This is a genomic window from Tropicibacter sp. S64, assembly GCF_049803835.1.
Taxonomy (GTDB): domain Bacteria; phylum Pseudomonadota; class Alphaproteobacteria; order Rhodobacterales; family Rhodobacteraceae; genus Pacificoceanicola.
The window spans coordinates 163,594-190,514 of sequence record NZ_JBNAGK010000007.1; the positions used below are offsets into that span (position 1 = coordinate 163,594).

The following is a 26,921-nucleotide window of genomic DNA, read 5'->3' on the forward strand; positions in this document are numbered from 1 at the left end:
CCCCCCCCCCCCCCCCCCGGTCGGGTCGCGTCAGGCGACCCGAAATCCCGGAGATTTCACATCACCGCGCCAATCTGCCACGGCACGAACTCGTAATCGCCAAGGCCCTGCAACTCGGACTTGGTCTTCTCGCCCGACGCCATGCGCAGCCACATCTCGTAGATCTCGCGGCCGACCTCCTCGACGGTCTTGCCGTCCGAGAGGATGGTCCCGGCGTTCACGTCCATGTCCTCGTGCAGGCGGCCATACATCTCGGAGTTGGTGGCGACCTTCATGCAAGGTGAGGGCTTGGAGCCGAAGGCGGAGCCGCGTCCGGTGGTGAAGGCGACGAGGTTGCAGCCGGAGGCGATCATGCCGGTCACCGACGCCGGATCGTAGCCGGGGCTGTCCATGAAGGTGAAGCCCTTGGCCGTCACCGGCTCGGCGTATTTGTAGACGCCCATCAGCGGCGTGGTGCCGCCCTTGGCGGAGGCGCCGAGGGACTTCTCGAGGATGGTCGTCAGCCCGCCCTTCTTGTTGCCGGGGGAGGGGTTGTTGTCCATCGAGCCGCCCGCGTTTGCGGTGTAGCCCTCCCACCACTTGATGAGGCCGATGAGCTTCTCGCCGACCTCGCGCGAGGAGGCGCGGGCGGTCAGCATGTGCTCGGCGCCGTAGATCTCCGGTGTCTCCGACAGCACCCCGGTGCCGCCCTGCGCCACGAGCAGGTCGCAGGCGTAGCCGACGGCGGGGTTGGCGGTGATGCCGGACCAGGCGTCCGAGCCGCCACACTCTAGCCCGACCATCAGATCGGACGCCGGGCATTCTTCGCGCTGCGCCTCGTTGACCAGCGGCAGCATCTTCTCGATCTTGGCAATCCCGAGTTCCACGGTCTTGCGCAGCCCGCCCACGTCCTGGATGTTCATGGTCTGGAAGAACGGCCCCGGGGTCAGCCCGTAGGCTTCGATCAGCCAGTCGATCTGCATCATCTCGCAGCCCAGCCCCGCCATCAGGACACCGCCGACATTGGGGTTGCGGGCGTAGCCCCAAAGCGTGCGTTGCAGCAGTTCGAAGCCGGTGCCGTCGCCGCCCATGGCGCAGCCGGTGCCGTGCACGAAGGCCACGACGCCGTCGACATTCGGGTAGGCGGCCATGCGCTCGGGGGTGAAGTGCTCGGCAATCTTGCGGGCGGCGGTGGCGGAGCAGTTCACCGAGGTCAGCACGGCGATATAGTTGCGCGTGCCCACGCGGCCGGTGGGGCGGCGGTAGCCCATGAAGGTGTCGCGGGTGGTGGCCACGGGCGCGGGTCGCAGGTTTGTGCCGAATTCGTATTCGGTATCGACGTTGCGGAATTCGAGGTTGTGGGTGTGGACGTGGCTGCCCTTCGCGATGTCCTCGGCGGCGTAGCCGATCACCTGCGCGTATTTGTAGACCGGCGCGCCCTTGGGGATGTCGGTCGTGGCGAGCTTGTGGCCGCGCGGGATCAGCTGGGTTGCGCCATCCTCGCCCGCTTCGAGCGGGGCGATGGCGGTGACGACATTGTCGGCGTCGGACAGGCGAACGGTTTTCATGGCTGGCTCATTGGGTTGACGGAGGCTCGGGTGGCGAGGGTGCGTTGGGGTATTTGGACCAAGAAGAAACAGCAGGTCAGGCGCAGGCGGGGGCGTCGCCGGTCCAGCGATGGATCGGGATGTGCTCTTTCGGAGCCAGTTCGGCGCGGGCGGTCAGCCAGCTGTCCTGCCAGACCGTCCAGTCGCGCAATTCGCTGGCCGGGTTGGCCCGGGAGCGGGCCACGAATTCGGGGAAATGCGCCCGCCCGGTGGGCTGGCCGGTGACGTTGTAGCGGATGTCGAAGCTCCAGCGGAAGACGCCCGACGTGTTGTCGAAGGAGGCATGCGGCGTCAGCGGATGGAACAGCACCGCGCCGCCCGCCTTGACCGGCAGCGCCACGGCGTCGGCCTCGTTGATGAAGCCGTCGGCGATGGAGGTCTGTTTCTTCGGGCAATGCGGGTACATGCGCGGCTTGCCAGGGATCACCTTGAGGCAGCCGTTCTCCGGCGTCGCGTCCATCATGGCGAGCCAGACGGTGACGATCTGCGTCTCGTCGCCCTCCTCATGCGCGACGGCGCGGTCCTGATGCCAGTCGGTGGCCATGATATGCGCGGTGGTTTCGGTCTCGCGCAGGATGTTCGACGGGGGTTTCAGGCGCACATGCTGGATCGGGGTGGAGGTCAGTTCCGGGCCGATCAGGTCCTCGACCATGTCCAGAAGGCGGCTGTTCGTCAGCATGTCGAAGACGGCGGGCCCGGTGTGGAAGGGCGTGTCGGCCTCGATCTTCGAGCCGGGCAGGGAGATGTCCATGGGCTGGAACCACTCGCATCCGGCCTTGTAGCCGGTCAGCAGCTTTTCGAAGAAGTCCTGATCCCCTGCGGGGGGCACCCGGCCCGCCCTGTGCCAGTCGTCGTACATGGCATCCAGGAGCGCGCCGTATTCGGCCTTCACCGCGTCCAGCGTGGTCGCATCCAGAACGTCGTCGACGACCAGATAGCCCTGGGTTTCGAAAAAGCCGATTTGATCCTTGGTCAGAAACAGCGTCATGCGCGGACCCTTTCCGGTTGGGGCGGGCAAAAGTCTTGCAGGACTTTTGCGAATTCCGTGGACGGAATTTGGAGGGCGCGGGCGGCGGCGGGCCGCCCGCGCCAGCGGTCACAGGAAGATGGTGACGATCGGCGGCCAGGCCAGCAGCACCGTCAGCGCCAGCAGTTGCAGGCAGATGAAGGGCAGGAAGCCGCGGAAGATGTCGGTCAGCGAGATATGCGCCGGAGCGACCGACTTGAGATAGAAGGCCGCGGGGCCGAAGGGCGGCGACAGGAAGCTGACCTGCATGTTCATGCAGAACACCACGCCGTACCAGATCGGGATATAGCGCGCCTCGATATGGCCGAGCCAGCCGATCTCCTCGGCGGGAAGTTTCAACACGATCGGCAGGAACACCGGCATGATCAGCAGCACGATGCCGACCCAGTCCATGAACATCCCCATGATGAGGAAGATGAACATCATGACGAGGATGACGCCCATGGTGGGCATGTCGGCGCCGACGATCATGTTCGCGACGTAGGTCGGGCCGCCCACGAGGGTATAGGCCGCGGCCAGTGCCGAGGCACCGATAGTGACCCAGATGATCGTGCCGGTCGACTTCAGCGTGCGCATCAGCGAGTCCCAGACGATGTCGAAGGTCATCTCGCGGCGCAGCGCACCGATGACGAAGACCGCGATCACGCCCATGGCCGCCGCCTCGGTGATGCCGGTGATGCCACCATAGATCGAGCCGAGCACCACGCCGACGACGACGATGGGCGCGACGAGGCCCTTGCCCATGTGCCAGCCCTTCGCGGTGCGCTCCTTGCCGAGCACCAGTGTTGCGGCAAAGCCAATGGCGGCGACGATGGCAAGCGTGGTGATCTTGCCCATCATGACGGTCCAGATCGGGGTCACGCCGTCATCGGACATCTTCCCGCCGCTGATCAGCGCGATGACCAGCATCAGCGCGATGAAGCCGATTGCCGCGTAGGTCGTGAAGCGGGCCAGGAAGGCGAGGAACAGCGTCGCCTTGGTCAGGCCGCGCGGATCGTTCGGGTCCTCGGGCGGCAGCGGCGCGAGCGAGGGGTTCATCCGGGTGCGGACGAAGATGTAGATGATGAAGAAGGTGGCGAGCATGAAGCCCGGCAGGAAGGACGCCGTGAACAGCGCCTTGATCGAGGTCTCGGTGACGAGACCGTAGAAGATCAGGACGATGGATGGCGGAATCATCGTGCCGAGGGACCCGGACGCGCAGATGGTGCCGATGGCGAGGTTCTGGTCGTACTTGAGCTTGAGCATCTGGGGCAGGGCGATCAGGCCGAGCAGGACGACTTCGCCGCCGATGATGCCCGACATCGCCGCCATGATGACGGCCATGATCGAGGTCACGAAGGCGATGCCGCCGCGCACCCGGCTGAGCCACTGGTTCAGCGAGGCATACATGTCCCGCGCGATGCCCGATCGTTCGAGAAGGGCCGCCATGAAGATGAACAGCGGCACCGAGATCAGCACGTAGTTGGTCATCTGGCGATAGACCGCCTGGCCGAGCACCGAAAGCGGGCCTTGCCCGAAGGTCCGGAACAGCAGGTCGACATCGAACTTGAGGATCAGGGTCACGACCGCGAGGAAGGCGGAGGCAAAGCCGAGCGGCATCCCGATGGCGAGCAGGGCGAACATGCCCAGCAGCAGGATGAGGGAGAGCGTACCGATATCGACCATTACTTGGGCTCCTCGAGAGTCTTGCGGATGTTCTCGATCTCGGTCTCGTCGATGTCATCTTTGTGGAACTGCTGCGGGTCCTTGTTCCAGTCGGCGATCAGGTTGGAGATCGCCTGGAGGGTGACCAGCAGGATGAAGAAGAGGATTGCGGGCTTGATGGTGCCGGGAATGGCCGGGTCCCAGGCCGTGCCGAAGGTCTCCATCCGCAGCATGCGGCGCAGCGCGTCGTTGTACCCCCCCCAGATCAGGGCGAAGGTGAAGACGCAGATCAGCGCGACGGAGATGACGTCGCAGGTCTTCTGGGCCCAGCGGGGCATGATGTCGTAGATGACGTAGATGCGGATGTGGCTGCGCTGCTGCATGGCATACTGACCCGCCAGCAGGAACACGAAGGCGGCGATCCAGAGCGACAGCTCGTTGGCCCAGAGTGTCGGGCGCGAGAAGACGTAGCGCGAGACCACCTCGTAGAACATCACGATCACCACCAGCGCGATGGAGACCATCGCCATCCGCGACAGCACCAGCGACAGGATGTCGAAGAAGCCGTCGGGCTTGTCCTCGATCGCGCCCTGGGTGTCGGACAGGTAGAGCGATGTGAACAGCATCGTGCCGGCGATGCACAGGAGCATGACCGTCACGATGGGACCGCCGAGCGACGGGCGGATCATCTCATGCATGCCGATTGCGCCTTCGCGCAGAAGCTGGTTCGCCACCAGCCAGACGTAGATTACTGCTGTGAGCCCCGCAAATCCGATGGCGGCCTTCTTGACCGGCCCTCGGAGCGATCCCAACCAGAGGCTGTTTTCCGTCATTGGATTTGCCTCCCCCCTGCTCTCGATGGTGTGAAAAAATGGCGAGCCCCGGTCTGGGGCCCGCCGCATGTCTTCGGACCTGCATGACAGGCCGGTCAGATCACTCGCTGATCAGGCCCAGCTGCGTCAGGTACGTCTTGTGGCTTTCCAGCAGCGCTGCGGCTTCCGGCGAGCGGGTGCCCCAATCCGCCCAGGCGACCTGCGCTGCCTTGCGGAACTCGGCGCGGTCCTCGGCGCTCCAGTTGTAGAGGGTCACGCCCTCTTCCTGCAGCTTGGCCGCCGCTTCGGCGTTGGCCTTTTCGTTGGACAGGGCGATCTGGAAGGACAGCTTCTGCCAGGCGGTGTCGATGATGCGCTTGTGCTTGTCCGACAGGCCGTTCCAGACGTCGAGGTTACACGCCAGGTGGTCCGACGGCATCGAGTGGAAGCCGGGGTAGGTGGCGTGCTTGACGATGTCGTAGAGACCGAGGCCGACGTTGTTGGCAAGGCCGGAGGCGTCGGCGCCGTCGATGATGCCGGTTTCAAGCGCGGTGAAGATCTCGGTGAAGTCCATCACGATCGGCGAGGCGCCCATGCCTTCGAAGATCTCGGTTTCCATGCCCGGGGGCGAACGGAACTTCCAGCCCTTGAGGTCCTCGAAGCCGCGCAGCGGTTTGGAGGAGGACAGCGATTCCTGGCCGTAGATGGACCAACCGATCAGCTGCATGTTCTGGGCGTTGTACAGCTCCTGCGCGGCGGCGTAGCCGTCGCCGTAGTACAGCCAGGAGTACTGCTGCCAGGGGGTGTCGTAGCCGCCCATGATGTCGCCGACGAACTGGAACGCGGGGTTCTTGCCGGTCTGGTAGGCGCCGCCGGTGGCGTCACAGTCGAGAATGCCGTTGATCGCCGCGTCGAAGGTTTCGGTGGTTGCGACGACGGAGGACGAATAGAACATCTCGATGGCGATTTCGCCGCCGGACATCGTCTGCACGTCGTCGATCCACTGGGCCAGCATCTTGCCGGTCGGGTGCTCGGTCGCATAGTGCGTCTGGATGCGCAGGGTGACGTCCTGGGCAAAAGCGGCGGTGCCGGTGACGGCAACCGCAGCCACGGCTGCGGACTTCAAAAGGGTTTTGAGCTTCATGTTTTCCTCCCCATGGGCCACCTCCTCAAGCGACCCTGTTTTTACAGTCTGACAGGGAAGAATCCCTGTCGCTCCCAGATGGTATACCATCTTGCGGAGGCAAGCTAACCAAACCACAGTCGACAGGCAAGGATTTTTGGTATACCAAATTTCGCTCATGGGAGGTCGCCCTTGCGGGGGCGGGCGAACACGGTCAAACCGTGTTGGAACAATAGCCGAAAAGGCAGCCGAATGCCGGAAGAGACATTGCCGGAACAGATCGCGAATCAACTGCGCCGGGACATCCTGCGCGGGAAACTCGCGCCTGGGGCACAAGTTAAAGAGCGCGACAACGCCGCCGAGATGGGGGTGAGCCGCACACCGATGCGCGAGGCGATTCGGATTCTCGCCAAGGAAGGCCTGGTGATCCTGCGCCCCGCCCGCAGCCCGGTCGTGGCCCAGCTCAGCCTTCAGGAGGTGGCCGACAACATCGAGGTGCTGACGGCGCTCGAGATGATGTCGGGACGGCTCGCCGTGGAACGGGCCAGTGCCGCGCAGATCGAGGAGATCGTCGAGATCCAGAGCCGCATGGAACGGCTGTACGACGACATCGACATGATCGACGTATTCGAGCTCGACATGGAATTCCACAAGGCCATCGTGCGCGGCGCCAACAACCCGGTGCTGGCGGAGGTGCATGGCGCCATCCTGTCGCGGTTGTGGCGGGCCCGCTATCTGTCGGCCAGCCGCAAGCGCTCGCGCGACCGGGTGCTGGCGCAGCACAACGGCATCGTCGACGGGCTCAAGGCCCGGGACACGGAGGCGGTGCACCGTCATCTCTCCAGCCATCTCGAACATCTGCTGATCAATGTTCAGGACTTTTTCGAGCACCGGGACGACATCGCGCCCTCCGCGACCGCGCCGCTCCGGCCCGACCCCGATTTGCCCAGCCCCGCCGCCTGACGGGCGGCCGCTGGCGTCGAACCACACTCAACTGCAAGGACAGGAATCGACATGAAACTTCTGCGTTTTGGCCCGAAGGGACAGGAAAGACACGGCGTGCTCGGCAGCGACGGAAAGGTGCGCGACCTCACGGGGCAGGTGCCGGACTTCGCGGGCAAGGACATTTCGCTGGAGGCCATCGACGCCATCCGCGCGCTCGACATCGACGCGCTGCCGGTGGTCGAGGAGCCGGGCCGGATCGGGTCCTGCCTCGCCTGGGTGCCGAACTTCTTCTGCGTCGGCCTGAACTACGCGCTGCACGCGAAGGAAAGCGGCATGGACGCGCCGGCGGAGCCGATCCTGTTCTCGAAGGCGACTTCGGCCCTCTCCGGCCCCTATGACGACGTCATCATCCCGCGCAAGTCGACCAAGGCCGACTGGGAAGTCGAGCTGGGCGTGGTGATCGGCAAGACAGCCTCCTACGTCTCCGAGGAAGACGCGCTCGATTACGTCGCGGGCTACTGCACGATCAACGACATGTCGGAGCGCGAGTTCCAGATCGAGAAGCTCGGCCAGTGGATCAAGGGCAAGTCCGCGCCGACGTTTGGCCCTGTCGGTCCGTATCTCGTCACCGCCGACGAGGTGGGCGATCCGCAGAGCCTGCGCGTGAGCCTCGATCTGAACGGCGAGACCGTTCAGGACAGCAACACTTCGGACATGATCTTCTCCGTACGCGAGATCGTCTCTTACATGAGCCAGTTCATGGAACTGCAGCCGGGCGACATCATCGCCACCGGCACGCCCTCCGGCGTCGGCATGGGCATGAAGCCACAGCGCTTCCTCAAGCCGGGCGACGTGATGGAGATCGAGGTCCATGGCCTCGGCCGCCAGAAGCAGACCGCCGTCGCCGCAGAATGACCGGCGCAGACGGTGAGCAGAATTTTAGGCTAAAATTCTGCTCACCGTCCCGCCCGGACCGCTGACATGGCCCGCCCGCCCAGTCTCAACGCCTACCTGCATTTCGAATGCGTCGCGCGGCGGGGCTCGCTGAGCCGCGCCGCGGAGGAGCTGTCCGTCAGCCCCTCCGCCGTCTCCCAGCAGATCCGCCAGCTCGAGGAGCAGATGGGGGTGAAGCTGTTCCGGCGGCAGGGCCGGGCGCTGCGCCTGACCCTCGAAGGCGAACAGCTGTTCCAGGCCTCCTCCGCCGCCATCCGGATGCTGCGCGACGCGCAGGCGCATCTCGGCCAGAGCCGTGACGCGCGGCGGCTCAATCTTCGGGTGACGCCGAGTTTCGGCGTGCGCTGGCTCGGGCCCCGGCTTTCGGGCTTCGTTGCCAAGCATCCCGACTGGGACCTGCGGGTGGACGCCGCCCCGGACCCGTCAGACTTCGAGCGCGAGATCATGGATCTCGACATCCGCTACGGCCCCGGCGGCTGGCAGGGCTACCCCGAACGGGCCGTCCTGCACGACTGCGTCCTGCCGCTGTGCAGCCCGGAATACCTCGCAAGCCTGCCCGAAGACCCGGCGCAGCGTCTGGGCAAGGCCCGGCTGATCGACAGCGCCCGCGCGCTCTGCCAGTGGGACGTCTGGCTCTGGCGCATGGGCGTCTCTACCACGTCCAACCGCAAGTCCATCCTGATGGACCGCTCGTCCATGGCGCTGCAACTGGCGCTGGACGGGGCAGGGGTCTGCCTCGAATCCCTCGCCCTGGCCGCGCAGGAAGTGGAGGAGGGCAGGCTGGTGCCTGTCACACCGCATCTGCCGGTGCTGCGCTTCCCGGCCTACTGGGCGCTGTGCCCGGAGCGTAACCTCTCGCGCCGCGCCGTGCGGCTGTTCCTCGACTGGCTGGCCATGGAGGCCGCCGAGCACGACCGCGCCGTCGCCCGGATCGCCAAGGCCCACGCCCTGCAGATCGACGACATCAGCGCCGCCGACTGGCTGGTCTTTGGCGGCGAAAGCTGACGCTTTGACCGGGACCATTGCCTCTGGCCCCAGCGAAAACTTTGGTATACCAAATTGCCGAGCGGGCGGGACATGCGCCCCGGGAGGACATCAATGACACAACTCAAGTTCGCCGACAGCCTGTCCCGGCTCGGCACCGAATCCGCCTTCATGGTGCTGGCCCGCGCCGGCAAGCTCGCCGCCGAAGGCCGCTCGATCATCAACCTCGGCATCGGCCAACCGGATTTCCAGACGCCGGAGCATATCGTCGAGGCCGGGATCAAGGCGCTGCGGGACGGCCATCACGGCTATACCCCGGCCAACGGCCTGCCGAAGCTGCGCGAAGCCGTCGCCGCTGACCTGCACCGCCGTCACAACGTTGAGGTGAACCCGGACAACGTCGTCATCCAGCCCGGCGGCAAGCCGACGATGTTCTTCGCCTGCCTGATGTTCGGCCAGCCGGGCGCGGAGATCATGTACCCCAATCCGGGCTTCCCGATCTACGAATCCGTCATCAAGTATTCCGGCGCGACGCCGGTGCCGATCGCCCTGAAGGAAGAGAACGGCTTCGCCTTCTCCGCCGAAGAGGTCCTCGGCCAGATCACCGAGCGCACCTCGCTGATCATCATCAACTCGCCCGCGAACCCGACCGGCGGCGTTACGCCCCGCGAGGAGGTGGACAAGCTGGTCAAGGGGCTGGAAGCGCATCCGAATGTCGCGCTGATGTCGGACGAGATCTATTCGAACATGCTCTATGGTGGCCGCGAACATGTCTCGCTGCTGCAGTATCCGGAAATCCGCGACCGGCTGATCATGCTCGACGGCTGGTCGAAGACCTACGCCATGACCGGCTGGCGCCTCGGCTACGCGGTCTGGCCCGACGCCTGCGTCGACCATGTCACGCGCCTGTGCATCAACGACCACTCCTGCGTCAACGCCGCCACCCAGTTCGCCGGGATCGCGGCGCTCGAAGGCCCGCAGGACGCTGTGCACGAGATGCTTAGGCACTTCGATGAACGCCGCAGGATCATCGTCGATGGCCTGAACGCCCTGCCGGGCGTGCGCTGCGCCGATGCGGCAGGGGCCTTCTATGCCTTCCCGAACATCGAAGGCACCGGGTTGACCTCCATGGAGGCGCAGAACCGCTTCCTCGACGAGGCCGGTGTCGCCACCGTCTCCGGCACCTCCTTCGGCAAATACGGGGAGGGCTACCTGCGCTTCTCCTACGCCAACTCCGCCGACAACATCCGCGAAGCGCTGGACCGCATCGCGAAACTGCTCTGAAAGGGACCGACATGAGCCGCACCCCCCTCCTGATCCTCGGCGGCGGCACCACCGCCGAAGACCGCGCCCGCCTCGAGGCCGCGCATGCTTCCGTGTTTGCCAAGGACTTCGACGAACTGGCCGCGATGGACGCCGAGACCCGCGCGCAAGTCCGCGCCGTGGCCTACCGTGGCCACTACCGCTTCGACGGCACAGGCATGGACCTGCTGCCGAACCTCGAAGTCATCGCGAACTTCGGCGTGGGCTACGACCAGATCGTCGTCGCCGACGCCACGGCGCGCGGTGTCAAGGTGACGAACACCCCGGACGTGCTGAACGACGACGTGGCCGACCTCGCCGTCGCCATGCTGCTGGCGCAATGCCGCAACATGGTGGAAGGCGACGCGCGGGTGCGCAGGGGCGAATGGCCGCAGAAAGGCGAGCTGCCGCTGAACCGCAAGATGTCGGGGAACAAGGCCGGGATCGTCGGCCTCGGGCGCATCGGCCGCGAGATCGCGGACCGTCTGGCAGCCTTCAAGATGGAGATTCACTACACTTCGCGCTCCGAGAAGGAAACGCCGGGCTGGACCTACCACGGCAATGACGTGGTCAGCCTCGCCAGCGCGGTAGACTTCCTCGTCGTCGCCATCGTCGGTGGCCCGGAGACGGTGAACACCGTGAGCCGCGAAGCCATCGACGCCCTCGGACCCCGCGGTGTCATCGTCAACATCTCGCGCGGCACCACCATCGACGAGGACGCCATGCTCGACGCGCTCGAACAGGGCCGCATCGCTGGCGCGGGCCTCGACGTCTTCGTCGGCGAGCCGAAGGTCAACCCGCGCTTCTTCGCGCTGGATCAGGTCCACCTGCAACCGCACCAGGGCTCCGGCACGGTCGAAACCCGCCGCGCCATGGCGATGCTTCAGCTGGAAAACGTCACGGCCTGCCTCGAAGGCAAGCCGCTCAAGACCCCGGTGAACTGAACAGGCTGCGCCTGCGGGAGCTCCGCTCCCACGTCCCTGCGGGGCTCCCACGGGATATTTGCAGCAATTGGAATGCCAGGCGCCACGCCTTGTCTTCTTTGGTCCGAAAATACCGCGGGGTAGCCCCGCAGGGGCGTAGGGGCAGAGCCCCTGCAGGCGCCGCGGGCGCCTTTACCGCCCGAAGGGCGGCCGGTCGCCTCGCGCAAGCGAGGCGAAATCCCTCAGACCGTGCCGCCGTCCACGATGAAGCTCTGCGCGGTGCACATGGCCGAATCGTCGGACGCCAGGAACAGGGCCATGTTCGCAAGGTACTCCGGCTCGATCAGGTCGGGCAGCAGCTGCCGTTCGAAGTGCTTCTCTTCCGCTTCCGGCGTCAGCCAATGCTGACGCTGGCGCTCTGTCACGACCCAGCCCGGCAGGATCGCATTCACCCGGATGCGGTGTTTGCCGAGATCCTGGGCCAGGCCGCGTGTCAGCCCGTGCACTGCCGACTTCGCCGTCGTATAGGCCGGCATCCCGCCTTGCGGCATCATCCAGCTCACCGAGCCCAGGTTGATGATGGAGCCGCGCCCTGCCGCGATCATGCCCGGAGCCACGGTCTGGATGGCAAAGAACTGGTGGCGCAGGTTGGTGGCCATCCGCTCGTCCCAGAACTCGGGCGTCACCGTGTCCCAGCCGTGCCTGTCATCGCGGGCGGCGTTGTTGACCAGCACCAGCGGCGCGCCGAGCGCGGCGTCGAGCCTGGCAAAGGCTGTCCGGAGCGCGTCGATGTCGCGCAGGTCGCAGGGCTCGAAGGCGATGTCGGCCTGCAAAGGGGCGAGCCGGTTCAGCAGGGCCTCGGCCGCCGCCACATCGAAATCGACGAAGCCGACCTTCGATCCCTGCCTGGCAAAGGCCTCGACCATGGCCGCGCCGATCCCGGACGCGCCGCCGGTGATGAGCACGGGGATGCCCCTGAGGCTGGGGTAACGTGCAAAGTCGGTCATGTCGGCGGCCCTCCCAAGTCGCGGCTCCGGCGGCATATTCCGTCAGGACCGCGCGGGTTGGAAGGGCAAACACGGGATTTCCCGGAGCGAGGGAACACGGACCCTTGCACGCGGCGCCGCGGATTGACAGGATCACGGGACGGCAACCCGCTTCGGCGGCCTTGGAAAGACCTCTCATGAACAAGCTGCAACGCACCCCCGAACGCTACACCACCGAGGAGTATCGCGCACGCCTGACCCGTATCCGGGCCAGGATGGAGGCGCAGGGCTACGACATGCTGATCCTGTCGGACCCGTCGAACATGTCCTGGGTGTCCGGCTACGGTGGTTGGTCCTTCTATGTGCACCAATGCGTCATCGTTCCGCCGAGTGGCGATCCGATCTGGTTCGGACGGGGGCAGGATGCGCAGGGAGCTTACCGGACCGTCTGGGTCTCCCGCGACAATGTCATCGGCTATCCCGATCACTACGTGCAGTCCACGGAGCGCCATCCGATGGAGTACCTGTGCGAAAAGCTCACCGACATGGGGCTCGCCAAGGGCACCATCGGCGTGGAGATGGACAACTACTGGTATTCCGCCCGCGCCCACGAGCGGCTGACCTCGGGCATGCCGAATGCCAAGTTCAAGGACGCCACCGGCTTCATCAACTGGGAACGGGCGGTGAAGTCCGAGAAGGAACTCGACTACATGCGCCAGGCCGCGCGGATCGTCGAGCGCATGCATCACCGCATCGCGCAGAAGGTAGAAGTTGGCGTGCGCAAGTGCGATCTGGTGGCGGAGATCTATGACGCCGGTTTGCGGTATGACGAATGGTATGGCCATGGCGGCGACTATCCGGCCATCGTGCCGCTGCTCCCGTCGGGGCCGGATGCCGCCGCGCCGCATCTCACCTGGGATGACCTGCCGATGAAGGCGAACGAGGGCACCTTCTTCGAGATCGCCGGCTGCTACCAGCGGTACCACGTGCCGCTGTCGCGCACGATCTTCCTCGGCAAGCCGCCGCAGGAGATCCTCGACGCGGAAGAGGCGGTGCTCGAAGGCATGGACGCGGGGCTGGAGGCGGCGCGGGCCGGGAACACCTGCCATCACATCGCCGACGCCTTCTTCAACTCCCTGGACAAGCGCGGGATCGTCAAGGACAACCGCTGCGGCTATTCCATCGGGCTGAGCTATCCGCCGGACTGGGGGGAGCGCACCATGTCGCTGCGGCGCGGGGACATGACCGAGTTGAAGCCCGGCATGACCTTCCATTTCATGACCGGCCTGTGGATGGAGAGCTGGGGCTACGAGACCACGGAATCCATCGCCATCACCGACGGCGCGCCGGAAGTCTTCTGCGACATGCCGCGCAAGATGCTGGTGAAGGACTGAACGGGGCCGGGCGACAGCGGCGTGATGGAAGCGTTCATTGATTATTCGAACGGTATTTCGTCACGTCGATTGCAATGGCGGGTCTGAATTCTCGATTCGGCCCGCGCAGGAGTGCCTTCCGTGGAAGTGCGGGAGAGAACACCGCATAAGCATAAAAGCCCTTGTCCTTACATAATTCACATAGATCATTGAAAACGTCTTTTCGTTTGCGCGCGCTGTCCTTGTCGAGAGACGGCACCAGGAATGTGCCAAAAAACGACGAATATCCGTGGTTCTGAGCATCGCCATCAGGGTGATCGAGCGCTGCAATTTGATCCTTGGCTTGAAACACGGGGTCTCCGCTGTAATGCACAAGCTGGGATTTTCCATCTTTCATCCAAGCCATCTTGAATTCAAAGAGATACCCTGCGGAACGGGTGGCCAAATACGCGCCCAGCAGATCTCTCCCCTCCTTTGACGCGTTTCTTCGCGCCATCGAATACTCCGCCAGACCCGTCCATCCTTTGAGTGTGTTGGCTGCGGCTGCCAGACGTGGCGTGTTGGCGATCTCCGAATGGGCATATGCCGGAGCCTTTTCAATTTCGGCAAATCCGGACTGCACGTTGCACCGTGCATGAAACAGATCGGCAAGGTCCTGGCTCTTGGCATGGATCGTTCCGAGTTCTGGGCTGCTCGTTTTCCGCCGCCAGTCGGTTTTGATGCCTTTGGTGCCGGATTTCCGTTCCGGCACATGCATCTTTACGATGGGACGCAAGTGGCGCAAAACCAACTCAGCCGAGATGTAACGTAGGACAGCCCATGAACCCGCTCTATGACCGCCTGTTCGGCGCCCATGCCGGACGGGACACGCCGTTCCTGCACTTGCCTTCGGGCGAGACGCTGAGCCACGACGCCTTCCTGCGGAGCGTGGCGCAGCTGGCACATGTGCTGGTGGGGCAGGGGCTCGCACCCGGGGACCGGCTGGCGGCGCAGGTGGAGAAATCGCCGGAGGCGCTGGCGCTTTATGCCGCTTGTGCGCAGACGGGCGTGGTCTTCCTGCCGCTGAACACCGCCTACACGCGGGACGAGCTGTCCTATTTCATCAAGAACTCCGGAGCGCGGCTGGTGGTGGGCGATCCTCGCAAGGAGGGCGACCTGCGCCCGATGGTCGAGGGCCTCGGCGCGGCGCTGATGACGCTGGCGGCGGATGGCAGCGGGACGCTGACGCAGGCGGCGAAGGACAGGCCGGAGCAGTTCGACACGGTGGCGCGGGGTGAGGACGACCTCGCCGCCTTCCTCTACACTTCCGGCACCACGGGGCGCTCCAAGGGCGCGATGCTGACGCAGAAGAACCTGCTGTCCAACGCCGAAACGCTGGTGGCGCACTGGCGGTTCACGGCGCAGGATGTGCTCCTGCACGCGCTGCCGATTTTCCACACCCACGGGCTGTTCGTGGCCACCAACGTCATGCTGTTGGCGGGCGGGGCGATGATCTTCCTGCCGAAACCGGACGTCGATCAGTTGATCGCCCGGATGCCCGAGGCGACGAGCCTGATGGGGGTGCCGACCTTCTACACCCGCCTGCTCGACGATCCCCGCTTCGACCGCGATCTGACGCGGGGCATGCGCCTGTTCATTTCCGGCTCCGCACCGCTGCTGGCGGAAACCCATGTGCGTTTCGAGCAGCGCACCGGCCACCGCATCCTCGAACGCTATGGCATGACCGAGACCAACATGAACACCTCCAATCCCTACGACGGCGAGCGCCGCGCGGGGACGGTGGGCTTGCCGCTGCCGGGGGTGGAGCTGAAGGTCTGCGATCCCGAGACCGGCGCGGAACTGCCGCGCGGCGACGTCGGCGTGATCGAGGTGCGCGGGGACAACGTGTTCAAGGGCTACTGGCAGATGCCCGAGAAGACCGCCGCCGAACTGCGCGACGATGGCTTCTTCATCACCGGCGATCTCGGCACGCAGGGCGAGGATGGGTATGTCACCATCGTCGGGCGGGGCAAGGACCTGATCATCTCCGGCGGCTACAACATCTATCCCAAGGAAATCGAGCTGGTGCTCGACGAGGTGCCGGGGGTGCTGGAAACCGCCGTGATCGGCGTGCCGCACCCGGATTTCGGCGAGACGGTGGTGGCGGTGGTTGTCCCGGCAAGGGGTGCGGAGCCGGAGGAGACGGCGCTGCGGGCGGCCTGCGAGACGCGCCTTGCCCGGTTCAAGCACCCGCGCCGCTACATCACCCTGCCGGAGCTGCCCCGCAACACCATGGGCAAGGTGCAGAAAAACGTGCTGCGCGAGACGTACAGAGACCTGTTCCGCACCTGATCCGCGCCGGGGGTCTTGTCCCTCCGGGCGATCCGGCGCAGCATGGGATGACCTGCCGCGCCGGCATTTGCCACAGGCAGGCACAGGAAACCCCGGAGGCGTGTTTTTCCAGATGTCCGTTGCGGCGCAAGCGATTGCCCGATGCCGTTCCGTGCGCCCGCGTGATGAAAGCCGCGGCGCATGAAGCTGTCCACCGTCTTCGCGCAATCGGCGCCGCGGCCGGTCTCGCTGGTGCTGTTCACGGCGGCGGCGGTGCTGGCGACGCTGGGCGACCTGCTGTCGATCCGGGCGCTGCTGGCGTTGGCCGGGGTCGCGCTCGTCGGCTTTGTGCTGCTCGAGTTCACCCGCATCCGCCGCCCGCAACAGATCGCGGCGAGCCTGCTGCTGCTGGCCGCCGTGGGGGTCGGCCTGCGGGAGGGGCAACTCTGGCCGATCCTGTCGCAGGGCGTGCTGAAGACGCTGCCCTTCATCCTGATCTTCGCTTCGGTCGGTTGGCTGCGGGCGGCCGCCGGGGAAAGCCCGTCGCTGCTGGCGCTGCGCCGGGGGCTTGGACGGATGCAGCCGGGCCACCGTTTCACGGCGGTCAACAGTGCGGCGCATGTCCTCGGGGCGGGTTTCAACCTTGCCGGAATGGCGCTGCTGACGCCGATCCTCGATGATGTCGACGACGACCCGAAGGTCGGACGCCGCATGCGCTGCGCGATCCTCTGGGGCTTCAGCACGGCGGCAAGCTGGTCCCCCTTCCTCGTCGGCACCGCCGTGGTGCTGGCCAGCCTGCCGGGCGTATCGTGGTATCAGATGGCGCCCTACGGCGCCTTCATCGCCTTTGGATTCCTGGTCTGGGCCACGGTCTTTGACCGGCTGACCCAGCGCCGGACAAGGAGTGCGCCGCGGGCCGCGCTGGAGCCGATGCCGGCGCTTCGGGGTGCGGCGGGGCGGACATTGCTGGCGATCCTGCTGCTGTTCGCGACGACCCTGACCCTGATCGACGTCGCTGGCCTGCGGCTGACCACGGCCATTGCCCTCGCGGCGCCGGGGTTCGGGCTGGTCTGGCTGCTGCTGATCCACGGCCTCGCCGGCCGCGCCCGCATTGCGGAGGTCGCACGCAGCGTGGTGACGAGCTATCCCGGGATGCGCACCGAAAGCACGCTTTTCGTGGCCGCGAACATCTTTGGCACAGCCATCTCGACGGCGCTGCCGCGGGATCATGACACCACCAGCGCCCTGCCTTGGGCCGGGCTGTCGACCGGGGTCGACATGCTGGACATCCTGCTGATGATCTGGGTGTATCTCGCGGTCTGCGCGCTCGGGTTTCACCCCATCATCCTGCTGGTGGTCTTCACCACCGTGGCGGACCCGGTGGCGCTCGGCCTGCCGCTGCCGATGCTGGGCGGCGTGTTCATGACGCTCTGGGGCATGGGCACCTCGGTCTCGCCCCTGTCCGGCACGACGCTGTTCATGTCGCAATACTCGAAGGAGACTTCCTTCGAGATCGCCTGGCGCTGGAACGGGTTGTTCTACACGCTCGGGGCGGTCTGGCTCGCCGTGGCGATCGTGATCCTGCGCTGAATTCGGGCCCTGGTCCGGTGTCGGAAATTATGCAGTGATCTCCAGCCGGAAATCTCGTCCTGCCGCGCGTTTTCGGGGCGATGGAGCGCTTTTACCCCAAACAATAGGGTTGCAGACCCGGTTGCCCTGTTGCAAAGTTTCCCGAAATACCGGACTCGAACCGGGCGGGAGGGAAATTTTGCAAGATCTGGGAGAGGCGTTCGGCCTTGCGGTTGCGCTGGTGTTGTCCGGCGACGGCGATCTGTTCGAGATCGTCGGCCTATCGCTTCGCGTGAGTCTCACCGCCACGGCGCTGGCCTGCCTCATCGGTCTGCCGCTCGGCGCCTGGCTGGCGATCGCGCGGTTCCGGGGGCGCGGTGCGGCGCTGATCCTGCTGAACGCGCTGATGGGGCTGCCGCCGGTGGTCGTCGGCCTGCTCGTCTACCTGCATTTCTCCCGTTCCGGGCCGCTTGGTTTCCTCGGCTTGCTCTACACACCGACCGCCATGATCGTGGCGCAGACCATCCTGATCACGCCCATCGTCGCCGCGCTTTCGCGGCAGGTACTCGAAGACCTGCACACGGAATACGCCGAACAGTTCCGTTCGCTTTGCCTGACCACGGCGCAAACCGTCCAGGCTCTGCTCTGGGATGCGCGCTATTCGCTGCTGACCGTGGGCCTTGCGGGCTTTGGCAGGGCGGTGGCGGAGGTCGGGGCGGTGATCATCGTCGGCGGCAACATCGACCACCTGACTCGGGTGATGACCACGGCCATCGCGCTGGAAACCTCCAAGGGGGACCTGAGCATGGCGCTGGCCTTGGGGATCGTGCTGCTGGTCATTGCGCTGGGCGTGAATGCGGCGGTGTTCTCCGTCCGGATGAGTGCGGTGCGGCAGGCCTATGTCTGACCTCGCGCTGCATCATACGAGCCGGATCGCTGACACGGAATCGGCGCGGGGGCTTCTGCCGCTGACAGTCCGTGACCTGCGGCTGATGCGGGGCGGGACAGCGGTTCTGGATGGCGTATCGCTCGACCTGATGCCCGGTGGCTGCACCATGATCATGGGCTCTAATGGCGCGGGAAAGACCCTTCTTCTCAGGGTCTTGCACGGGCTTCTTGACCCGGACTCCGGCACGGTCTTCTGGGGCGGTCAGAGCGCCGCAGCGGTGGCCACGCGGCAGGCCATGGTGTTCCAGAAGCCCGTTCTGCTGCGCCGTTCCGTTGCCGCGAACCTCGACTTCGTGCTGCGCAGCCGGGGCAAGGACCGCAGCCGCCGCGATGCGCTCCTCGATCACGTCGGTTTGCTGCACAAGGCGAAACAGCCCGCGCGGTTGCTCTCCGGCGGGGAGGCGCAGCGATTGGCTCTGGCGCGGGCGCTGGCTGTGGAGCCGGAGGTGCTGTTCCTCGACGAGCCAACCGCCAGCCTCGATCCCGCCTCGACCCGGGCCATCGAAGACATCGTCCGGGATGCGCTGACCCGTGATCTGCGGGTGATCTTCGTCAGCCACGATCTCGGGCAGGCCCGGCGCATGGGCGACGACGTGGTGTTCCTGAGCAAAGGCCGCGTCGCGGAACATACGGATGCAAAACAGTTTTTCGAGGCCCCCCGCAGCGCGGCGGGGCGGGATTACCTGGCGGGCAGGTTGTCTGTCTGACCGGACCAAAAGGGAGAGACCCATGAAACAGACCCTGACGACCCTGGCGCTGCTGGCCTTGGCCAGCCCCGCTTTCGCGCAGGAGTCGATCATCGTGCAATCCACGACGTCGACCGCCAACTCCGGCCTGTACGATTACCTGTTGCCGATCTTTACCGACAAGACCGGCATCACCGTCAATGTGGTGGCCGTGGGCACCGGGCAGGCGATCAAGAACGCGGAGAATTGCGACGGCGATGTGCTGCTTGTCCATGCCAAGCCGTCGGAGGAGAAATTCGTCGCGGCTGGATACGGAACGACCCGTACCGATTTGATGTACAACGATTTTGTCATCGTCGGCCCGGAAAGCGATCCTGCTGGCGTGCATGGCATGGAGGACGTGCAGGGGGCGCTGACGAAGATTGCGGAGAGCGGTGCGTTGTTTGCCTCGCGCGGCGACGATTCGGGCACGCACAAGAAGGAGGTGGCGCTCTGGGCCGATGCCGGTGTCGATCCGAAGGCCGGGTCGGGCGAGTGGTATCGCGAGACCGGTTCGGGCATGGGCGCGACGCTGAACGCCGGGATCGGCATGGGCGCCTACGTTCTGACCGACCGGGCGACCTGGATCAGCTTCGAGAACAAGCAGGATTATTCCGTGCAAGTTCAAGGGGATGAGGACATGTTCAACCAGTACGGCGTGATCCCGGTGAACCCGGAGAAGTGCCCTGCGGTGAAGGTCGAGGCGGCGCAGGCGTTCTCGGATTGGCTGGTGTCCGCCGAGGGGCAGGAGGCGATTGCCGGGTACAAGATCGCCGATCAGCAGCTTTTCTTCCCGAACGCGCCGAAGCAGTGATATAACCCTTTGGCGGGGAACGGATTTCCCCGCCAACATTGCCGGGTGACATGAGCCACACCGATTTTCCGCCGCATGACTACCTGACGGTCAGGGAACTGGCCGATTTACTGCGGCTGAAGGAGCGGAAGGTCTACGATCTGGCTGCGTCCGGTGCGGTCCCTTGTTCAAGAGCAACCGGCAAGCTCTTGTTCCCGAAAGAAGAAATACGATCCTGGCTTGAGCGGGAAACCTCTGGCCAGGCCGCAGTCACGGTCCGGCCCGGGGTTGTCCTCGGCAGTCACGACCCGCTGCTGGACTGGGCCTTGCGCCAGTCGGGCTGCGGACTCGCGCATTACTTCGACGGCAGCCTGGACGGCGTCGCGCGATTCGTCGCGGGAGAGGGCGTCGCGGCAGGGCTGCATGTGCGCGGCGCGAGCGGCGTCTGGAACGTGCCGGTGGTGCGGGAGAAGGCCGCCGGGACGGATGCGGTCTTGCTGCAGTTTGCCACGCGGGCCCGCGGGCTGGTGTATCGCAGCGGCGAGAAAATCACGTCTTTGCAGGATCTTGCGGGCAAGATCGTGGTGCCGCGCCAGGGCCAGTCCGGCACCGATTGCCTGTTCCGTCAGTTGATCGCCGAAGAGGGGATCGCGCTCGAAGACCTGCGCTTCGGAGAGCTGGCGCGGACGGAGGATGAGGCGGTGGAACAGGTGCGGCGCGGGCTCGGGGATGTGGCCTTCGGGCTGGAGGCGGTGGCGCGGGGCTATGGGCTGGAGTTTTGCCCGGTTCTGGAGGAGGAATTCGCGCTTCTCGTGGATCGAAAGGCGTATTTTGATGCGCCTTTGCAGAGGCTTGTGGCGTTTTGTTCAGGTGATGCGTTCCGGGCCCGTGCGGCCAGTCTCGGGGGCTATGACGTCAGCGCCTTCGGCGCGGTGCGGTGGAACGGATAGGTTAACGCCCCGGGCGTTGTGGTTAACGCGTCGGACGCTTGCCGCATCTTGTGGCCTCGCCGGGTTTCTTTCCGAAACGCGCAGGGCCGCCCGGGCCTGCCTGCGGGCCGGAATGGCGGAGTTTGGTACAAACACCCCCCGATTTTCGTACAGATTTGATATTATGGTATCGATACCATCCTGGCTGACACGGTGACGTTGCGGCGCGTAGGGTTAACGGACGGATTTTCCGGGGGATAGGTCCCGGAGCAGGTCCGGGACTGCGGTGCACGAGCGGATACAAAAACGCCCCCGCAGCTGCCTGCGGGGGCGTTTCGGTTGTCAACCCGTGAGCCGGATCAGAAGTGCGCCGACTGCGTAGTCGCCGGGGCCGCGAGCGGCGGGGCGAACTTGGTCAGGTCGATGCCCTCGACCGCCGCCTTGTACTCCGACGCGCTCGGGGTGCGTCCAAGGATGGCGGAGAGCACGACGACCGGTGTGGAGGCGAGCAGCGACTCGCCTTTCTTCTCGGAGGAGTCCTCGACCACGCGGCCCTGGAACAGGCGGGTGGAGGTGGCGAGCACGGTGTCACCCTTTGCCGCCTTCTCCTGGTTGCCCATGCACAGGTTGCAGCCCGGGCGTTCGAGATACATCATGTTCTCGTACTCGGTGCGGGCCTGCTGCTTCGGGAAGAGATCGTCGAACTCGAAGCCGGAGTACTTCTGGAGGATCTCCCAGTCGCCCTCTTCCTTGAGCTCATCGATGATGTTGTAGGTCGGCGCGGCGACGACCAGCGGCGCCTTGAACTCGACCTTGCCGTTGGCCTTCTCGATGTTGCGCAGCATCTGCGCCACGATCTTCACGTCGCCCTTGTGCACCATGCAGGAGCCGACAAAGCCGAGGTCGACCTTCTTCTCCGCGCCGTAGAAGGAGATCGGGCGGATGGTGTCATGGGTGTAGCGGCGCGAGGGATCGGCGTTGTTCACGTCCGGGTCCGCGATCATCGGCTCGTCGATCTTGTCGAGGTCGACGACGACTTCGGCGAAGTATTTCGCGTCGGCATCGGGGCGCAGAGCGGGGCGTTCGCCGGAGCGGATTTCCGCGATGCGGGCGTCGGCCTTCGCGATGAGGCGGGCGAGCGTGCCGTTCTCATGCTCCATGCCCTTGTCGATCATCACCTGGATGCGGTGCTTGGCCAGTTCGAGCGAGCCGATGAGCGTCTCGTCATCGGAGATGCAGATCGAGGCCTTGGCCTTCATCTCCGCGGTCCAGTCGGTGAAGGTGAAGGCCTGGTCGGCGAGCAGGGTGCCGATGTGCACCTCGATCACGCGGCCCTGGAAGACGTTGTCGCCGTGCTGCTCGAGCATCTGCTTCTGCGTGGCGTGGACCACGTCGCGGAAGTCCATGTGGTCGGCCATCTTGCCGGTGAAGGTGACCTTCACGGACTCGGGGATCGGCATGGTGGCCTCACCCGTTGCCAGCGCCAGCGCCACGGTGCCGGAGTCCGCGCCGAAGGCGACGCCCTTGGACATGCGGGTGTGGCTGTCGCCGCCGACGATGATGTCCCAGTCGGAGACGGTGATGTCGTTCAGGACCTTGTGGATCACGTCGGTCATGGCGTGATACTTGCCCTTGGGGTCACGGCCCGTCACGACGCCGAAGTCGTTCATGAACTTCATCAGGCGCGGCGTGTTGGCCTGGGCCTTCTTGTCCCAGACGGAGGCGGTGTGGCAGCCGGACTGGTAGGCGCCGTCGACGGAGGGGGAGATGACCGTGGCGGCCATGGCTTCCAGTTCCTGCGCGGTCATCAGGCCGGTGGTGTCTTGCGATCCGACGATGTTGACCTTCACACGCACGTCGGAGCCGGCGTGCAGCACCTTGCCCGGGGTGGTGCCGCGGGCGTTGCGGTTGAAGATCTTCTCGACGGCGGTGAGGCCCTGACCCTCGTGGGAGACTTCCTTGTTCGGGGCAAAGACGGGTGTCGGCTCGATGCCAAGGGTCTCGGCGGCGAAGGACTGGAGCTTCTTGCCGAAGACGATGGCGTAGGAGGAGCCGGCCTTCATGAACTCGACCTTCTGCGGCGTGAAGGAGGCGGAGACGTCAGTCAGCTCCTCGCCGTCTTCGGAGGTCAGCTTCTTGGCCTTGGTGTCGATCTTGAGGACGGTGCCGGTCTCGACCGAGTAGCGCTGTTCGAGGATCGGGTTGCCCTCGTTGTTCAGGAGCGGCTTGCCGTTCTCATCCAACTTCTTGACCCAGTTCTTCAGGTCGAGGCCGATGCCGCCGGTCACGCCCACCGTGGTCAGGAAGATCGGGGAAATGCCGTTGGTGCCGGCCACCACGGGGGCGTAGTTGACGAAGGGCACGTAGGGCGACGCCTGCTTGCCGGTCCAGAGGGCGACGTTGTTCACGCCGGACATGCGGGAGGAGCCGACGCCCATGGTGCCCTTTTCGGCGATGAGCATGACGCGCTTGTCCGGGTGCTGGATCTTGAGCGCCTGGATTTCCTTCTGCGCACGCTCGGAGATCATGCATTTGCCGTGCAACTCGCGGTCGGCGCGGGAGTGGGCCTGGTTGCCGGGGGAGAGCAGGTCGGTCGAGATATCGCCTTCGGCGGCGATGTAGGTGACGACCTTGATCTCGCCGTCGACGTCCGGGAGCTTGGTGAAGAACTCGGCCTTGGCGTAGCTTTGGAGGATGTCCGTGGCGACGGGGTTGCCGGCCTTGTAGGCGGTCTCGAGGCGCTCCATGTCGGCTTCGTAGAGGAAGACCTGGGTTTTCAGCACGTCCGCCGCCTGTTCGGCGATGGCGGTGTCGTCGCCGAGGGCGAGGTCCAGCAGCACGCGGATCGACGGGCCGCCCTTCATGTGCGAGAGCAGCTCGAAGGCGAAGGCGGGGGTGATTTCGGGGACGTCGGCCTGTCCGAGGATGATCTCCTTGAGGAACGCCGCCTTCACGCCTGCGGCGGAGGTGGTGCCGGGCAGGGTGTTGTAGATGAAGAAGTTGAGCGAGTCGGCGCGGTGCTCATGACCCGCGTCCTTGATCTGTTCGATCAACTCGGCGACGAGCGCGCCGTCGTCGATCGGCTTGGGGTGCAGCCCCTCGGCTTTGCGGGTTTCGATTTCGGCAAGGTAATCGGTGTACAAGCTCATGACTGTCCCTCGGGTTCAGAGTTGACCAATGCTTGTGTCCCGGGCCGGGATTCGCGCCCTGATAGCCGGGAGAAGCGGTTTGTATGCGGCAGTATACCAAACGCGATTTTCTCGCAAGAGGCTCGGCATGGGCATATCGCCACAGTTTTTGCGATGTCGAGCGTTTCCCGGGGGGATATGGCAATTTGTCTCTCAAAAGCCGGTGGATCGGGGCGGGATGCGGCGGTTTTGGGCGGGCTTTGGCAGGCTGGTGCTTCGGCCCACCCACCCGTACCCCACCCCGACCCTCCCCTGCAGGGGAGGGAGGCCGCCCCGACGGATCGGGGGCGCGGGCCGCAGGGGACTTCAAAGCCTGTGCAAAACCCGCTAAGGGCCATCGGCAAAAGGAGTGCTGCCCGATGATCCCCTCGACTTACCCGACCCAAGAAGACATGGCCCGCCTGACCGCCCGGATGCTCTGGGAGATCGAGGCGGTGAACTTCATGAAGGACGAACCTTTCAAGCTCGCCTCGGGCCAGCTCTCGCCGGTCTACATCGACTGCCGCAAGCTGATCTCCTTCCCGCGCATCCGTTCCACGCTGATGGATTTCCTCACGGTTACCGTCATGCGCAACGCCGGGTTCGAGGCCTTCGACAACATCGCGGGCGGAGAGACGGCGGGCATTCCCTTTGCCGCGCTGGTGGCGGAGCGCATGGCGCTGCCGATGACCTATGTGCGCAAGAAGCCGAAGGGATACGGTCGCAATGCCCGGATCGAAGGCGCGATGACTGAAGGCCAGCGGGTGCTGCTGGTCGAGGACCTGACCACCGACGGCGGCTCCAAGCTGTCCTTCGTCGATGCCATCCGCGAGACCGGCGCGACCTGCGCCCATACGGCGGTCATCTTCTATTACGGCATCTTCCCGGAAACGATCAAAACCCTCGGCGATCACGGCGTTTCGCTGCATCACCTGTGCACCTGGTGGGAGGTTCTGGCGGAAGCTCCGGCGCAGCACGCCGGCGTCCTGGGCGAAGTCGAGTCGTTCCTGAAAGACCCCCACGCCTGGCGCGCCGCGCAGGCGAATAAATAAACGAAACAGAATAATTCCAAAGTGGCGAACAAGCCACGATCCGCCCGCTCCGGCGCAAGATGTTGACCGGAGCGGGCATGAAGTGGCAATATCCGGTATGCCGGATAGGCCCACAGCTTATCCCCAGAAACATACAGTTTGCCCCAGACCAGCGCCTTGCGATAGGGCACAGGTCCGAGCACTTGGGGGAGTGATATGAACGAAATAACGACAATCAACCCGGCAGGCATCCAGGTCGAGGCAGCGGATACCATGCCGCATTCCATCGAGGCGGAGCAGCAGCTGCTCGGCGCGATCCTGACCAACAACGACATCTATGACCGCGTCGCCTCGGTGATCAACGCCCGGCATTTCTACGACCCCGTGCACCGCCGCATTTACGAGGTCGCCGCCGCTCGCATCGCCAAGAACGCGCTTGCCTCGCCGGTGACGCTCAAGGCGTTCATGGAGGACGACGAGGGGCTGAAGGAACTGGGCGGCCCGGCCTATCTCGTGCGCCTTGCCGCCAGTGCTGTGTCCAGTTTCGCGGTGCGCGATTATGCGCAGATGATCTATGACCTTGCGATCCGCCGCGACCTGATCGGCCTCGGCAAGGAGATTTCCGAGAAGGCCGCGAAGGTCGATGTCGCTTCCGAGCCGCGCGAGCAGATCGTCGAGGCGGAGCAGAAGCTCTACAAGCTGGCCGAACAGGGCCAGACCGAGAGCGGTTTCCAGTCCTTCCTGAAGGCGGTGACCGAGGCGGTGAACGTGGCCAACGCCGCCTACCAGCGCGACGGCGGCATGGCGGGCATTTCCACCGGCCTGATCGACATGGACAAGAAACTCGGCGGCCTGCACCCGTCGGACCTTCTGATCCTCGCCGGGCGGCCGTCGATGGGAAAGACCTCGCTGGCGACCAACCTCGCCTTCAACATCGCCAAGGCCTACAAGAAGGGCACGATGCCCGATGGCTCGACCGGGGCGGTGGAGGGCGGCGTCGTCGGCTTCTTCAGCCTCGAAATGAGCGCCGAACAGCTGGCCTCGCGGATCCTGGCGGAAGCCTCCGAGATTTCCTCGCACAAGATCCGCCAGGGCGACATGGACGAGAGCGAGTTCCGCCGCTTCGTCGAGGCCGCCAAGGATCTGGAGGCCTGCCCGCTCTACATCGACGACACGCCTGCGCTGCCGATCAGCCAGGTTGCGGCGCGGGCGCGGCGGCTGAAGCGGACCCATGGACTTGACCTGATCATCGTGGACTATCTCCAGCTGCTGCGCGGCACCGCCGAGAACCGGGTGCAGGAGATCGGCGAGATATCCATGGGCCTCAAGGCCATCGCCAAGGAGCTGAATATCCCGGTGATCGCCCTGTCGCAGCTGTCGCGTCAGGTGGAGAACCGTGAGGACAAGCGCCCGCAGCTCTCGGACCTGCGCGAATCCGGCTCCATCGAGCAGGACGCTGACGTCGTCATGTTCGTGTTCCGCGAGGAATATTACGTCGAGCGCGAGAAGCCGGGCGACCACGAACTGGACAAGATGGCCGAATGGCAGGACCGCATGTCGCGCCTGCACGGCAAGGCCGAAGTGATCATCGGCAAGCAGCGCCACGGCCCGATCGGCACGGTCGAGCTGTCCTTCGAAAGCCAGTTCACGCGCTTCGGCAACCTCGCGAAGCCCTGGCAGCAGGACGGCGGCGGGTTCTGACGCGTCGGTTTCACAGGATAATCGAGCAGCTGGGCGGCCTTGCGGGGTCGCCCTTTTTTCGTGCGGCGTTTGCCGGGGGTGGGGTTCCC

22 protein-coding genes are annotated in these 26,921 nt (G+C 65.1%); 14 read left to right on the forward strand and 8 right to left on the reverse strand.

Annotated elements, in window-relative coordinates:
- Window positions 1-56: 56 nt before the first annotated feature.
- From ACP159_RS13030 to ACP159_RS13050, 5 genes are all read right to left on the reverse strand, one after another.
- Window positions 57-1,547, reverse strand: a complete 1,491-nt coding sequence (locus tag ACP159_RS13030) for a UxaA family hydrolase (RefSeq protein WP_425100159.1) — start codon at window positions 1,545-1,547, stop codon at window positions 57-59.
- 76 nt (window positions 1,548-1,623) lie between these two features.
- The gene (locus tag ACP159_RS13035) at window positions 1,624-2,574 is read right to left on the reverse strand and encodes a phytanoyl-CoA dioxygenase family protein (RefSeq protein WP_425100160.1); all 951 of its coding nucleotides are present in this window, start codon (window positions 2,572-2,574) and stop codon (window positions 1,624-1,626) included.
- A gap of 108 nt (window positions 2,575-2,682) precedes the next feature.
- Window positions 2,683-4,278: a TRAP transporter large permease gene (locus ACP159_RS13040; protein ID WP_425100161.1), complete on the reverse strand. Its 1,596-nt coding sequence runs from the start codon at window positions 4,276-4,278 to the stop codon at window positions 2,683-2,685.
- Window positions 4,278-5,090, reverse strand: a complete 813-nt coding sequence (locus tag ACP159_RS13045; RefSeq protein WP_425100162.1) for a TRAP transporter small permease subunit — start codon at window positions 5,088-5,090, stop codon at window positions 4,278-4,280. Before ACP159_RS13045 ends, ACP159_RS13040 begins: the two co-directional genes overlap by 1 nt.
- Before the next feature lie 100 nt (window positions 5,091-5,190).
- Window positions 5,191-6,213, reverse strand: coding sequence for a TRAP transporter substrate-binding protein (locus ACP159_RS13050; protein WP_425100163.1), 1,023 nt, complete (start codon window positions 6,211-6,213; stop codon window positions 5,191-5,193).
- A gap of 231 nt (window positions 6,214-6,444) precedes the next feature.
- Between ACP159_RS13050 and ACP159_RS13055 the strand changes: the two genes are divergently transcribed.
- The 5 genes from ACP159_RS13055 to ACP159_RS13075 all read left to right on the forward strand — a co-directional run bounded on the left by ACP159_RS13055 (window position 6,445) and on the right by ACP159_RS13075 (window position 11,321).
- Window positions 6,445-7,155 (forward strand): GntR family transcriptional regulator, encoded by a 711-nt coding sequence (locus ACP159_RS13055; RefSeq protein ID WP_425100164.1) that lies wholly within the window; start codon window positions 6,445-6,447, stop codon window positions 7,153-7,155.
- A 51-nt stretch (window positions 7,156-7,206) separates the two neighbouring features.
- Window positions 7,207-8,052 carry a fumarylacetoacetate hydrolase family protein gene (locus tag ACP159_RS13060; RefSeq protein WP_425100165.1) on the forward strand — a complete coding sequence of 282 codons (846 nt, stop codon included), beginning with the start codon at window positions 7,207-7,209 and terminating at the stop codon, window positions 8,050-8,052.
- Window positions 8,053-8,118: 66 nt separating this feature from the next.
- Window positions 8,119-9,096, forward strand: a complete 978-nt coding sequence (locus tag ACP159_RS13065) for a LysR substrate-binding domain-containing protein (RefSeq protein ID WP_425100166.1) — start codon at window positions 8,119-8,121, stop codon at window positions 9,094-9,096.
- A 93-nt stretch (window positions 9,097-9,189) separates the two neighbouring features.
- Entirely contained in the window at window positions 9,190-10,359 is a 1,170-nt protein-coding gene (locus ACP159_RS13070) for a pyridoxal phosphate-dependent aminotransferase (RefSeq protein ID WP_425100167.1), read from the forward strand.
- An 11-nt stretch (window positions 10,360-10,370) separates the two neighbouring features.
- Complete coding sequence (locus ACP159_RS13075) at window positions 10,371-11,321, forward strand: 2-hydroxyacid dehydrogenase (protein ID WP_425100168.1); 951 nt, start codon at window positions 10,371-10,373, stop codon at window positions 11,319-11,321.
- Window positions 11,322-11,542: 221 nt separating this feature from the next.
- Here the strand turns inward: ACP159_RS13075 and ACP159_RS13080 are convergent, their stop codons facing one another.
- Window positions 11,543-12,307, reverse strand: coding sequence for an SDR family NAD(P)-dependent oxidoreductase (locus tag ACP159_RS13080; RefSeq protein WP_425100169.1), 765 nt, complete (start codon window positions 12,305-12,307; stop codon window positions 11,543-11,545).
- Window positions 12,308-12,483: 176 nt separating this feature from the next.
- On the opposite strand from ACP159_RS13080, the gene doeA reads away from it, so the two are divergent.
- Window positions 12,484-13,680 (forward strand): ectoine hydrolase DoeA, encoded by a 1,197-nt coding sequence (gene doeA / locus ACP159_RS13085; protein WP_425100170.1) that lies wholly within the window; start codon window positions 12,484-12,486, stop codon window positions 13,678-13,680.
- 34 nt (window positions 13,681-13,714) lie between these two features.
- On the opposite strand, the gene ACP159_RS13090 is transcribed toward doeA, so the two are convergent.
- Window positions 13,715-14,416 (reverse strand): hypothetical protein, encoded by a 702-nt coding sequence (locus ACP159_RS13090; protein ID WP_425100171.1) that lies wholly within the window; start codon window positions 14,414-14,416, stop codon window positions 13,715-13,717.
- A gap of 62 nt (window positions 14,417-14,478) precedes the next feature.
- Here ACP159_RS13090 and ACP159_RS13095 point away from each other — a divergent pair, with 62 nt between their 5' ends.
- From ACP159_RS13095 to ACP159_RS13120, 6 genes are all read left to right on the forward strand, one after another.
- Window positions 14,479-15,990 carry a malonate--CoA ligase gene (locus ACP159_RS13095; protein WP_425100172.1) on the forward strand — a complete coding sequence of 504 codons (1,512 nt, stop codon included), beginning with the start codon at window positions 14,479-14,481 and terminating at the stop codon, window positions 15,988-15,990.
- A gap of 180 nt (window positions 15,991-16,170) precedes the next feature.
- Entirely contained in the window at window positions 16,171-17,559 is a 1,389-nt protein-coding gene (locus ACP159_RS13100; RefSeq protein ID WP_425100173.1) for a hypothetical protein, read from the forward strand.
- A gap of 178 nt (window positions 17,560-17,737) precedes the next feature.
- The gene (locus tag ACP159_RS13105; RefSeq protein ID WP_425100174.1) at window positions 17,738-18,445 is read left to right on the forward strand and encodes an ABC transporter permease; all 708 of its coding nucleotides are present in this window, start codon (window positions 17,738-17,740) and stop codon (window positions 18,443-18,445) included.
- On the forward strand, window positions 18,438-19,193 hold the full coding sequence (locus tag ACP159_RS13110) for an ATP-binding cassette domain-containing protein (protein WP_425100175.1): 756 nt from the start codon (window positions 18,438-18,440) through the stop codon (window positions 19,191-19,193). Before ACP159_RS13105 ends, ACP159_RS13110 begins: the two co-directional genes overlap by 8 nt.
- Window positions 19,194-19,215: 22 nt before the next feature.
- Window positions 19,216-20,025: a substrate-binding domain-containing protein gene (locus ACP159_RS13115; protein WP_425100176.1), complete on the forward strand. Its 810-nt coding sequence runs from the start codon at window positions 19,216-19,218 to the stop codon at window positions 20,023-20,025.
- A 50-nt stretch (window positions 20,026-20,075) separates the two neighbouring features.
- Window positions 20,076-20,954: a substrate-binding domain-containing protein gene (locus ACP159_RS13120; protein ID WP_425100177.1), complete on the forward strand. Its 879-nt coding sequence runs from the start codon at window positions 20,076-20,078 to the stop codon at window positions 20,952-20,954.
- A gap of 338 nt (window positions 20,955-21,292) precedes the next feature.
- On the opposite strand, the gene ACP159_RS13125 is transcribed toward ACP159_RS13120, so the two are convergent.
- Window positions 21,293-24,082, reverse strand: coding sequence for a bifunctional aconitate hydratase 2/2-methylisocitrate dehydratase (locus ACP159_RS13125; RefSeq protein WP_425100178.1), 2,790 nt, complete (start codon window positions 24,080-24,082; stop codon window positions 21,293-21,295).
- Window positions 24,083-24,480: 398 nt separating this feature from the next.
- On the opposite strand from ACP159_RS13125, the gene ACP159_RS13130 reads away from it, so the two are divergent.
- Together ACP159_RS13130 and ACP159_RS13135 are read left to right on the forward strand one after the other, a co-directional pair.
- On the forward strand, window positions 24,481-25,152 hold the full coding sequence (locus tag ACP159_RS13130; protein ID WP_425100179.1) for an orotate phosphoribosyltransferase: 672 nt from the start codon (window positions 24,481-24,483) through the stop codon (window positions 25,150-25,152).
- A gap of 195 nt (window positions 25,153-25,347) precedes the next feature.
- Complete coding sequence (locus ACP159_RS13135) at window positions 25,348-26,832, forward strand: replicative DNA helicase (protein ID WP_425100180.1); 1,485 nt, start codon at window positions 25,348-25,350, stop codon at window positions 26,830-26,832.
- The last annotated feature ends 89 nt before the right edge of the window (window positions 26,833-26,921 follow it).